Source organism: Catenulispora yoronensis, assembly GCF_039531695.1.
GTDB classification, from domain to species: domain Bacteria; phylum Actinomycetota; class Actinomycetes; order Streptomycetales; family Catenulisporaceae; genus Catenulispora; species Catenulispora yoronensis.
This window is the reverse complement of sequence record NZ_BAAAQN010000025.1, coordinates 40,283-52,790: the sequence shown is the minus strand read 5'-3', so window position 1 is coordinate 52,790 and position 12,508 is coordinate 40,283. Positions and strand designations below refer to the sequence as shown.

The following is a 12,508-nucleotide window of genomic DNA, read 5'->3' as shown; positions in this document are numbered from 1 at the left end:
CCAGCCGTATCCGCGTCCCGAAACGGAACCTGCCGATGAGTCGCACCCCGCGCCCGCTCCGCCGTCTGCCCGCGCCCGTCGGCCGGTCGGCCACCGCAGCGGTCGTGCTCGCCGCCGCCTGGCTGCTGCCGCTCCCGACCGCACACGCCGCGAGTTCTACCACTTGCACCGGCACTAGCCAGCTCACCTACAGCCCTGGCCTCAAACTCACCCCGCGGAACGTCACCTTTACCGAGAACGACACCATCGGCACCTGCACCTCCACCGATACCACCCTCACTAGCGCCGACACCCTCACCTACAGCTACCCCATCGCAGGCGCGACCTGCGACGACATCTCAGCCGCCACCAACACCGGCGAACTGGTTATGCACTGGAACAACGGCCAGACCTCCACCCTCAACGGCCTGGTCGGCGAAGAGACCATCACCGACGGCATCCTGCAGGACACCGCCACCGGCACCGTCATCGCCGGCGAGTTCAACGGCGCCGCAGCCGTCATCAACTGGACCTACATCGTCAATCCTCTGGCGTGCCTCAGCACCGGCGGCCTCACTACCCTGAACGGCACAGTCCTCGTCCAAATCAGCGGCGCGTGACCCTGGCAGAGCGAACCCTGCAACCGCTGGACTTCACCGGCGGCGGCAACTGACCGCGCAGCACGAGCCTCAGACTCGTCGGTGCGCCACCGCACGAAGGACTTCGCGATGGCCGGCATCCGGCACGCCACCGCGTCCCGCACCCGATCGGCCCGCCGCCTAGCGGCCAGTTCGGCTGCCGCCCTGGCCTCCGCATGCAACACCCTGTTTCCCGCCGAAGCCGCGCACGCCGCGGTCGACCCCTTCACCTTCACCTTCACCTGCACCTGTACCGGCACCAGCGACCTCGCCCACAGCCTCGGCCTGACCTACACCCCGCAGACCGCGACCCACCGAGACCAACTCCTACACCTCGTGCACGTCCACTGACGGCACCAGCACCAGCGGGTACATCTCCGGCTCCTTCACCGAGACCGAGGCCACCATCGTGGGCGAATCCAGCGATTCGTCGGCACCGGGACCGTCACCTCCGGCGAGTTCACCGGCGACACCGCCGTCTTCCCCTGGGCCACCTGCCGCCCAGTTCCCTGGACTGCCTGGCCCTGGCGGCCTGACCAGCTAAGACGGCACCCGCATCAGCGACATCACCGGCGTCTGAGCACCAACAAGCCAAGGAGAACGACAAATGGACACGGCTCGACACCAGGACACGAAGCGGCCAGCACGAACCCAGGCGGCGCGCCGATCGGCGGCGGCAATCCTGCTGGCCGCGGGATGCACCTTGCTTCCCGTCCCGGCCGCTCACGCGGTCGACGCGACCACCTGCACCGGCACCTCCAGCGTCAGCTACAGCCCCGGCCTGACCCTCACCTCACAGACCGTCACCTTGGCTGAGACCGACACCTTCACGTCCTGCACCTCCACCGACCCCACCATCACCGGACTCCCCACCAGCCCCTACACCTACCCGATCCCGAACGCCTCCTGTAACAGCGTGCAGTACGCCGCCGGCAACACACTGGTCCCCCACTGGAACAACGGGCAGACCTCCACCATCAGCGGCGTGACCTACACCACGACCAACACCGCCGGCATCACCCAGACCCTCGGCACCGGCACCATCACTGCAGGGGAATTCACCGGCGACATCGCCGTCATCAGCTGGAGCTACCCCCTCGTCAACCCCCTGTTGTGCCTTCTGCCCGGCGGACTAGCCAGCCAGAACGGCACCATCATCTTCGAAGTCACCGGCTGACCAGGCAAACTCGCCGGGGATGCCCCCTTTTTGCGCGCTCCTGCCACCTGTTGATGCGCCCGCACGATTGTGGAATCCACCGACACCAACCAGTCTGAGTCCCCCTCAGCGTCGGCCTCGGCCACCAACGCCGTGAACACCTGTGCCCACGTGCTATCGATCGCCCAGTTCCGCAGCCGCGTGTACACACCCTTCCACGAGCCGAATCGTTCAGGGATGTCCATCCACGGCAGACCAGTCCGGTACCTCCACGCGATCGCGTCAATCACCTCACGATGATCCCGCCAGTGACCACCACGCTGGGAGGCCAACCACCAGCCAGCCGCATCCCCAACCTCACGCGGCAGTATAAATAGCCAGCTATGCGACGAGCCGCTTGCCTGGCTATTTGCGGCGCGGGCTGCGACAGGCTGCGATGAGATTCGCTGGGGCCCGCGACAGTGCTCTCTCGGAGGCTTGACCTGTGAATATGAAGCGTCCGCCTAAATCACCGGATCAGACCCCGTAGCCGCATTTCGAACCGGCACGCGCATCACCGAGAGCCCAGCGCACGCTTCGGTCGTTGCTAACCCGTGTGCCGTTCGGGATTCATGCCATGGACGCTCAACGGCTGAAGGATCCCCAAGATCGAGTCTGTACCAGACTGTTGAGGAGCTCGTCGGTGGCCAGGTGTGTGAAGCGGAAGCCTGTGTGGACGCGTCGTTTGGCGGTTCTTGTTGTCGCCTCGATGGTGACCACAGCGGTGCTGCAGGGCGGGCCTTCGACTGTGTCGGCCTTCGCCGCGGGTGATCGCAACACGTCGAGTGCGCCGGTGCAACGCTCCGGCTCCGCTGCGGGACTTACCCATACCGTCGACACGGTTGCGACTGCGGCGCCCCAGGGTGCCACGGTTGCTAAGGGGGGCGGTAAGAAGCCTGATACGCACAAGGCGGCCGACCCGGTCGGGCCTCCGACCACGACGCATCCCTCGGGGCCGGCCGAGACCGGTGCCGTCGTGGACGCGCCGAGTGGGGCGAAGCGTTCCGCAGCGAAGTCCAACCAGAAGCAGGCCGATGGTCGGAGTCGGTTCGACGCGGCCAAGAGCACCGAGGTCGTCGCCCAGCGGACGGAGACGTCCACCACCTTCCGGAACCCCGACGGTTCGTTCACTCTGCGCCAATATTCGCAGCCGGTCCACGTGCGTCAGGCAGACGGGTCCTGGGCGGACGTCGACACGACGCTGAAGCGGGACGCGAAGGGGCAGTTGGCGCCGAGTACCGTCGCGATGCGGGCCGAGGTGGCCGGCTCCTCGGACAGCCCGGCTTTCGAGAGCTTTACCATCGACGACGCGCACCGCGTCGACTTTGCGCTCAGCGGGGCCGCGACCGTGCCGGCCGCGGTCGACGGATCGTCGGCGACCTTCGCCGGGGTCTTCCCGCAAACCGACATTACGGTGACCGCCGGTGCGAGCTCTCTCAAGGAGACGTTGGTGCTGCGGTCGCGCGGCGCCGGCAACAGCTGGACCTTCCCGATCCACGCAGTGGGGCTGACGCCGACGATCGACGCCGACGGCAGCGTCGCTTTCACCGATGCGTCAGGAACCATCAGGGCTCTGGTGCCGCCTGGCACGATGCAGGACTCCGCGAAGACGCCGACCGCCAAGTCGTACAGCACCGCTGTCACCTATTCGCTGGTGACCCTCGACGGCGGCACCGCCTTGCGGGTGACCGCCGACCGCGCTTGGCTGGACGATCCGGCACGGGTGTTCCCGGTGTCGGTCGACCCCACCATCAACGCCCCGGTCAACGCCACGTCCGCAACCTATGTCGACAACTTCAGCAACAAGAACCATTCGTCGAACAGCACGATGATGGTGGGCAACGACGGCACCGGGAAGACCTATAACTCGTTCCTGGCGTTCAGCAACTTGGCGAGCAGTCTGCAGAACGCCTGGGTCACCAGCGCCGCCCTGCACTTGTACCAGACCTCCGCCGTCTCGGCCACACCGGTCGTCGCCTCGCCGATCACCAGCTCATGGAACGTCGCCACCCTCGCGGCGTGGCCCGGGCCCAGCCTCGGCGGCCCGATCGGAAACTACGGTGCCACCGGCCAGGGCTGGATATCGCTGGCGCTGACCCCGGACTTCTTGAACGGCTGCACCCACGGCCAGTCGGTATCCTCCTGCGGGATCGGGCTGACCGCCGAGACCGCGGACACACAGGGTTTCAAGATATTCGCCTCGGTTACCGGCAGCCAGAATCTCCCGTGGCTCGACATCAATTACACGCCGTACTCGGCGACCTATGTCGACGCCACCCCGGTCGTCATCGACCCGCCGATCACCAATGTGCAGAGCGGTGCCGTCACGGTCACGGTGACCAACCACGGTTCGGCCACGTGGAGTCCGACCAGCGGGGATCGGCTCGGCTACCACGTCTATGACCACAACGGCGCCGACCTCGGCATTGCCGGGGCCACGACGCAGATCCCCGCGACCGTGCCGCCCAATGGATCCGTCGCCGTGACCGGCATCATCGGGGCGCTTGCGCCGGCCGACTACACGGTCTGCTGGGACATGATCGATCCGGCGGGCAACTGGTATTCCGCCGACTCGGCCACCAACCCCGCCGGGTGCCTCGCGGTGACGGTGAACGACGTCGCCCCGGTCGTCGACCGTCTGTATCCGGGCTACGGCTACGTTTTCTCGACTCTGACGCCGACACTCACCGCTTCGGCGCACGACCCGGATCAGTGGCCTGACACCAACCTGCAGTACCGGTTCACGCTCTATTCGCCGCAGTGGCCTTACGGATATACCAGTCCCTTGAGCGCGAACTCCGTATGGACGGTCCCGGCAGGTGTGCTGGGGTGGGGCGACTCCTTCACCTGGTACGTCAAGGCGACTCAGAGCAACGGTGTGACCAGCGGGCAGTCGGAGACGGTCAGGAACTCGGTCCGGATCCCGCAGCCGACGATCTTGTCGCACCTGGGCGGCGGCGGCGCCGATACCTACGGGGCTGACTCTTACACCGGTAACTACACCACGTCCGCGACGGACGCCGTGGTCCCCACTGTCGGTCCGAGTCTGCAGGTCCAGCGCACTTACAACAGCCTCGACTCGCGTACCGACGCGCTGTTCGGTGAGGGCTGGTCGAGCGTGTTCGACGCCAATGTCAAGACGCTGTCAAGCGGATCGGTCCAGGTGCGGTATCCGAACGGCCAGGGCGTGGTTTTCGGGCTCAATCCGAACGGCTCCTTCAGCACTCCGCCGGGCCGGCAGGCAACTCTGACCAAAGCGTCCGACGGCTCGGGTACTTTCACTCTGGTCGACAAAGACGGATCTCGCTTCTCGTTCGGAGCTGACGGCAAGCTCAGTGCCGTGGCGGATGTGCAGGGCCGCGCGATCACGCTGGCGTACGACGAGGGGGGCACGTTCAGCACCGTCACCTCGTCGGTGTCGCACCGTGCCCTGCATTTCACGTGGGTGCAGTCGAGCAGGGGCAATTCTCATGTGTCTTCGGTGTCGACCGACCCGCTCGTCTCCGGGACGCCGTCGTCGGCGCTGACCTGGACCTACAGCTACAACCAAGACGATCTCGTCAAGGTGTGCCCGCCGACCTCGACCACGGCGTGTACCGGATACGGTTACACGGCCGGCTCGCACTTGCGCTCGGAACTGCTCGACGCCAACCCTGACAGCTATCTGCGGCTCGCTGATGCGGTCACGCCGACGAACACCGTCCTGTCCGACGAGGTTTCGCAGAACACGCTGTCGCTGTCGCAGGCGAGAGCCATCAACGTCGCCACCACCAGTGACGTTCTGTCCGGGAACGACTCGGACACCGGGTTGGCTTTCAATGGGACGAGTTCCTACGTGACGGCGCCCAACGCGTTGGGCGGAGGCAGCAGTCTGGCGACCGTCGAGCTCTGGTTCAAGACGACGACCCCCGGCGGTGTGCTGTTCGCCGACCAGGGCGGCGGTGTCACCAGCACTTTCGGGAGCGGCGACACCGTTAATCCCGCGTTGTACATCGGCCAGGACGGGCATGTGCACGGGGCGTTCACGGAGGCCGGGAGCTCCCAGATACAGATGGATAGCCACACCGTCGTCACTGATGGGAAATGGCACCACATCGCTCTGGTCGCCGAGACCGGCGACCAGGCGCTGTATCTCGACGGCCTGCAATGTGACTCCGCCGTCCCGGCCGTGACCGCGCCCACGGCCTACACGCGGGTGGTGGGAGCGGGATGGATCCGGCCCACCTACGCCTCCGCGCCGGCCACCGCGCAGGCGTGGTACTTCCGTGGTGAGATCTCGAACTTCGCATACTTCAGTCGAAGCCTGACGTATCCGGACATCATCAACCACTATGACACGAACTCTCCACGCTTCCCGGCGGCTAAGCAGCTGACTTCCATCACCTTGCCGTCCGGCAAGTCGTATGCGACGATCGGCTACGCCACGGGCCAGGACCGGGTCGGCACCTTGACCGACCAGAACGGCGGAACGTGGAAGCCTGGCAAGCCGTCCGTGTCGCGGCCGAAGATCTCCTACGCGGACCAGGTCCTCGGCAGCCACCCGATCGACTACTTTCGCCTCAACGAGGCGTCCGGAACCGTTGCCCACTCGGCCGTGTATCAGGACACGGTGGCCCGGAACGCTGCTGTGTCCAACGTTCAGTGGGGTGCGTACGGGTCGATCTATCTCAGTGGTGACAGCGCGGCTTCCTTCAACGGTTCGAACTCCTACGTGCAGCTGCCCACGGGCGAGATTCCGGGCCAGGGCCGGATCACGGTCGAGATCGGTTTCCAGACGTCGAGCGCCGGCACGCTGATCGCGATGCAGGATCGGGGCCTGACCGACGTCCAGAGTCCCGCCAACGCCACACCGCTGCTCTACGTGGGCGCCGACGGCAAGGTGCACGCGAACGTCCCGGGGTCGGGCAGCCACCCGCTGATCGGCAAGGTGTCGAACGACAACAGGTGGCATGACGTCATCTTCAGCTACGACACCACCGGTGGGTTCGCCACGCTGTACGAGGACGGGGCGAAGGTCGAGGACACCCTCGAGTACGCGACCGTTCCGGTCGTTCAGAACTACGTGTACGTCGGCGCCGGATACGTCGCCCCGTCGCTGCCGTCCGCGCCGTCCAACGCCCGTGGCTACTTCAACGGCTTGATAGGGCAGGTGTCGATCTACGGTGCCGGCGGTGACCACATCGACCCTTATCTGCGCTGGTCCGCCGTCAGCCTGGCGGATCAGACCACGCTGGAGACCACGGTCGCCGTGACCGACCCGGCGAACAACAAGGTCACCTACACCTACGATCCGGGCAACGGCGGGCGCATCACCTCCCGCACCGACCAGCTCGGCGGCTTCTCGGCCTACCAGTACGACGACCGCGGTTACCTGAACGTCATCAGCGATCCGGACGGGCACAGCACCTCGTACTCGTTCGACGAGAACGGCAATCCGGTGTCGACGACGACTTGTGCCTCACCGTCGTCCTGCCAGACGTCGACGGCTGCGTACGTCGGCGATGTCAACTCTTTGGCGATCACCGATCCGCGGTTCGGCCTGCGCGACAGTCAGACCGACGCGGCCGGGGCGAAGACCTCGTACACCTATGACGCGGCCGGCGACCTGCTGACGACCGCCGCTCCGTCCTCGAGCGCGTTCCCCAATGGCCGCACGACGCGCAGCACTTACACGGTGGCGGGCAGCACGTCCTCCTGCGCCAGCGGGACGGCCCCAGGGGGCCTGCTCGCGAGCACCACGACGCCGGGCGGGGCGAAGACCTCGTACACCTACTACGCGAACGGTGACCTATGTCAGGTCACCGACGCCACGGGGCTGGTCACCTCCTACACCTACGACGTGCTGGGCCGCTCCACCGTCCGGACCGTGACCTGGCCGACCGGCCCGGCGGGAGGCCTGACCACCCGTACCACGTACGACGGGCAGAACCGGATCTGGCTGGTTGCCGATCCGACGACGACCGACCAGGTCAGTGGGCTGACCCATATCGGCAATCACTGGACGTCCTACGATGTGGACGGCAACATCACCGGTGAGCAGATCTACGACTCCGGCGGCGGGGACGCCGGAGGAGACGCGCCTCGGATGAGCACAGCGACGTACGATGCTCACAACCACGTCGCAACAGTGACCGACGCCGTCAGCAACGTCACCAAGTACACCGCCTACGACCTGTTCGGCAACGTCACCTCGATGACCGACAGCGGTGGCAACGTCTTCACGGCAGCCTACGGTCCCACCGGTCAGCATTGGAGCACGACGCTGACCGGGTACACCGGCGATCCGGTGAGCCAGACCGCGCCGCGCGACGTCGTCATCGCCTCCTACGCCTATGACCCGGCGGGTCGGCTGGCGACGTCCACTGACGCGATGGGTCGTACCCACCACTACCGCTACTTCGACGACGGGCGGGTCGTGCAGGAGACCTTCGACGGTTTCCACAACGCCGACGGGACCACCCGCACGGTCGACATGGCCGACTTCACCTATGACTCCGCAGGGCGGGTGCTCTCGGCGGTCAAGGGCGGCGGCAAGAACTCGATGCAGTACACGTACGACGACTCCGGCCGCCTCGTCTCCACGCTGGACGGCACTGGCCTGGTCACCGAGTTCACGGATGACGCCGATGGGAACCACACCCGGATCGCCCGGCACGACCAGTCGGTTCTGAATCCCACGACCGCCAACAGCAGCATCACGGACGCGACCTACGATCCGCTCGGGCGGACCGTGTCGCAGACGTTGCACGGCGGTCTGCTCGGGAACATCGTGGAAGCCACGACCTGGACGCTGGACGCGCGCGGCCTGCCGTTGACGTCGGTCAGCCCGCGGGGCAACGACGCCGGCGCCACAGCGTCCGCGTACACCACCGACTACGTCTATGACGAGGCGGGGCGGTTGGTGAAGACCGTTGCTCCGCCGGTGTCGGCGGAGACCGGCGGCAACCCGGCCACCACGGTGCGACCGACCACGGTCGAAGGCTTCGACACCTACGGCGACCTGGTCGAGCACCGCGATCCGGACGGCCGTACCTCGGTCACCGGCTACGACCAGCTGGGCCGCCAGATCACGCGCCAGGACGCGGGGTACATCCCGCCCGGCGCCGGTGCCGCGCTGAACGCGCAGACGGTGACCGCGTACACCGCCCTCGGGCAGGTCAAGACGGTCACCGACGGGCTGAACAACGTCACCTCCTACCGCTACGACCAGCTGGGGCGCCTGGCCACGACGACGGACCCGCTGGTCGCCGGGGCGGCCGCGGCAGGGGTTTGGCACTACACGTACGACCTGGACGGCGAGCAGCTCAGCGCCATCGATCCGACCGGCGCCCAGGTCCAGGCCACGTATGACGACCTGGGGCGGATAGCCACCTCGACGTCGGTGGAACGGAGCCCGGCGGGCGCGTTCACCACGCAGTACGGGTACGACGACGCCGGGAACCCGGTGAGCATCACTGACCCGCTGCAGAACAAGACGACCGCCGTCTATGACGCCGGGAACCGCTTGACGTCGCGGACCGACCCGGCGCTGAACACGACGAAGACCGCCTACAACTACCTGTCCCTGCCGCTGTCGGTCACCGCGCCGGACGGCACGGCCAAGACCGCGAGCTACGGGCCGGACGGCCAGCAGTACGCGACCAGCCTGCTGGACTCCCACGGCACGGTGCTGAGCACGACCAGGGTCGCCTACGACTCCGCGGGCAACCAGATCGGGCAGACCGATCCGAACGGGGCGGTGTGGACGCGGTCCTTCGACGCGCTGAACCGGATCACCCAGCAGGTCGAGCCGGTCACCGACACCACGTCGATCATCAAGACGTTCGGCTATGACGCCGCGGGTAACCAGACCCGGTTCACTGACGGGCGGGGCGCGAACTTCATCACCACGTACAACGGCTGGGGGCTCCCGGAATCCGGGATCGAGCCGGCGACGTCGGCGTTCCCGAACGCGGCCGATCGGACCTGGACGACCACGTACGACGCGAACCGGCGGCCCACGATCCTGGCAGAGCCGGGCGGTGTGAAGCGGACCGAGTCGTACGACGCGCTGGGTCGACTGACCGGGGAGACCGGCACTGGCGCTGAGGCCGCCACCGCGGCGCACACCTACAAGTACGACCTGGCCGGCCGACTGCTGTCCGTCGCGGCACCGGGCGGCGACGACACCTTCGGGTACGACGATCGCGGCGACCTGACCTCGACGGCGGGGCCGTCGGGCACGTCCTCGTTCCAGTACGACGGTGACGGCCAGATGCTCTCGCGCACCGACGCCTCGGGGACGGCGACGTACCAGTACGACGCCGACGGGCGCCTCAAGACGCTGAACGAGCCGCTCACCGGAACGCAGGCGGCGTTGGGCTACGACACGGTCGGCGAGCTGACCAGTGTCAACTACGGCACCGGCGGCGCCACCCGGAAGCTGGACTACGACGGTCTCCACCGGATCACCGCGGACACGCTGAAGAACCCGGCCGGAGCGGTTGAGGCGTCGATCGGGTACGGCTACGACACCATCGGGCACCTGACATCCAAGACCACGACCGGCACCGCCGGGGCTGCGGCCAACACCTATACGTACGACTACAACGGTCGGCTGACCAGCTGGAACAACGGCGCCACCGTCACCGGCTACGGATACGACGCCTCGGGCAACCGGACGTCGGCCGGCGGCGTCACCGCGACGTTCGATGCCCGTGACCGGCTGCTGAACGCCGGCAGCACGAGCTACACCTATACCGCGCGCGGGACGCGGTCGTCGCAGACGGTCGGCGGCACCACGTCCGCCAGCACCTACGACGCGTTCGACCGGCTGATCACCGATGGTTCCACGACCAACGTCTACGACGGCCTGGACCGGCTCGTCACCAGCGGCGCCACGCATCTGGCATACAGCGGGACGGGCAACACCATCGCCTCCGACGGTACCTCGCTGTACAGCCGCGATCCGAGCGGCGGCGTGGTCGGCGTCAAGACCGGTGCCGCCGGCACGGCGGCCTTCGCGCTGACCGATCGGCACACCGACCTGGTGGCGACGTTCACCGCGACCGGCAGCACGCTGACCGGCTCGACGGCGTACGACCCGTTCGGCAAGAAGCTCGCGAGCAGCGGGACGCAGCCGTCGGTGGGCTTCCAATCCGAGTGGACGGACCCGGACAGCGGCAAGGTCAACATGGCCGCCCGCTGGTTCGACCCGGCCACCGGGGCCTTCACCAGCCGCGACACCGCGGGCGACAGCGACGCGAACCGCTACGCCTACGGCTCGCAGGATCCGCTGGACACCACCGACCCGAGCGGCCACTGCTGGGTCTGCATCGGCGCCCTGATCGGCGCGGTCGCCGGTGCGGTGATCGGCGGCATCAGCTACACGATCAGCTGGGCGACCGACGACAACGTCAAATGGTCGTGGAGCGAGTTCGGCAAGAAGGTCGCCAAGGGCGCCGTCACCGGCGCGATCTTCGGCGCCACCGCTGCGATGGGCCCGTTCGGCCAGGCGCTCGGCGGTGCGCTGTCCGAGGAAGCCGCGTTCGCCATGGACTGCGCCGCAGGCCACAAATGCACCCTGGAAGGCGCGGTCAAGGCCGCGCTGGCCGGTGGTGCGGCGGGCCTGGCCGCTTACGGCCTGGGCCGGGCCGGCGGAGCGGTGTGGCGGCTGCTGCGCGAATCGCTCGAGGTCGACGCCGAGATAACAGCCGAGCAGGTGGTCGACGCCGTCGCCCAGGACGCCGAGCACCAACTCGAAGTGGACGCCGCCACCAAGGCGGCCGAACAAGCCGCTGCGAAGGCGGCGGCGAAACACGCTACTGAAAAGGCGGCCGCGGAGGCCGCAGCCAGGGACGCCGAGGTCGTAGCAGCCAAGAAGGCTGCCGAAGCCGCCGCGGCGGAGGCCAAGCGCAAGGCCGAGGAGGCGGCCGCGAAGAAGGCCGCCGAAGAGGCCCATCAGCGCTGGCTGGCCTCGCCCGCGGGCCGCGCCACCCAAGCCGCGAGCAACGAAGGTCCCGACGTTGCCGCGGCCCAGGCCCGCCACGCCGCAGACAGCACAGTGCCGGCCTCGAGCCTGCCCACCGAGACCACCCCGTCCCTGGCCGAGAACCTCTCCAGCGCCGGCTACACCGTGGCCGACAACGCCGCCCCGGTTGTCTCCTCCGGCGCTGAGGAGTCCGCGGCCGGGGTGGCCGTCCACGACACCGCGGCCGATCCCTCCTCCGGCGGGCTCGGCGGCCCCTCCGACGTGCCCCAGGCCGGCGGAAGCTGGGCGGGCAGCGGCGGAAGGTCGGGCTTCAACCAGGCCATGGAGGGCGCTCGCAACTGGGCGAGCAACCAGGCTCTGCTCCGCAGGATGATGGGCATGCCCATGGAGGTCTGGTCGGCCAACCGTGCCCTGGCAAAGTCGCTCAACGGCGCCGCCCCGGAAGCCAACGCCACCGTCGAGACATTGAAGACAATGCGGCACGGGAACAGCGCCATGGCCTCGAAGGCGGAGGGTGCGACCGCCCTTTCGGACGAGGACTTGTTGGCGTCGGTGTTCCATCCGAAGGACAAGCAGTTCATCGCGACGAACCCGGATGTGACCGACGAACTCGGACAGGGCAACCACCGGATGGCGCAGCTTCTCGCCCGAGCAATAGCCGGAAAGAGCGACATCATCACGTGGGACACTGAGATCTTCATCCACTATGTGAAACGAGAGGGCTAG

At 67.5% G+C, this 12,508-nt stretch carries 5 protein-coding genes; 4 read left to right on the top strand and 1 reads right to left on the bottom strand.

Going from position 1 to position 12,508, the window contains the following annotated elements:
• The first annotated feature begins 35 nt into the window (after nucleotides 1-35).
• The 3 genes from ABD481_RS21335 (at nucleotide 36) to ABD481_RS21325 (ending at nucleotide 1,794) form a co-directional block, all read left to right on the top strand.
• On the top strand, nucleotides 36-599 hold the full coding sequence (locus ABD481_RS21335; RefSeq protein ID WP_344667478.1) for a hypothetical protein: 564 nt from the start codon (nucleotides 36-38) through the stop codon (nucleotides 597-599).
• Nucleotides 600-680: 81 nt separating this feature from the next.
• Nucleotides 681-968 (top strand): hypothetical protein, encoded by a 288-nt coding sequence (locus tag ABD481_RS21330; RefSeq protein WP_344667477.1) that lies wholly within the window; start codon nucleotides 681-683, stop codon nucleotides 966-968.
• Between the two features lie 256 nt (nucleotides 969-1,224).
• Nucleotides 1,225-1,794 carry a hypothetical protein gene (locus tag ABD481_RS21325; protein WP_344667476.1) on the top strand — a complete coding sequence of 190 codons (570 nt, stop codon included), beginning with the start codon at nucleotides 1,225-1,227 and terminating at the stop codon, nucleotides 1,792-1,794.
• Here the strand turns inward: ABD481_RS21325 and ABD481_RS47415 are convergent.
• The gene (locus tag ABD481_RS47415) at nucleotides 1,707-2,105 is read right to left on the bottom strand and encodes a transposase (protein ID WP_425559243.1); all 399 of its coding nucleotides are present in this window, start codon (nucleotides 2,103-2,105) and stop codon (nucleotides 1,707-1,709) included. The two genes, ABD481_RS21325 and ABD481_RS47415, sit on opposite strands and share 88 nt — an antisense overlap.
• A 683-nt stretch (nucleotides 2,106-2,788) precedes the next feature.
• Between ABD481_RS47415 and ABD481_RS21320 the strand changes: the two genes are divergently transcribed.
• Nucleotides 2,789-12,508, top strand: a complete 9,720-nt coding sequence (locus ABD481_RS21320; protein ID WP_344667475.1) for a LamG-like jellyroll fold domain-containing protein — start codon at nucleotides 2,789-2,791, stop codon at nucleotides 12,506-12,508.

Excerpts from the sequence above, each read along its gene's own strand:
- ABD481_RS21335 (WP_344667478.1), top strand. The coding sequence starts at position 36 with ATGAGTCGCACCCCGCGCCCGCTCCGCCGTCTGCCCGCGCCCGTCGGC.
- ABD481_RS21325 (WP_344667476.1), top strand. The coding sequence starts at position 1,225 with ATGGACACGGCTCGACACCAGGACACGAAGCGGCCAGCACGAACCCAG.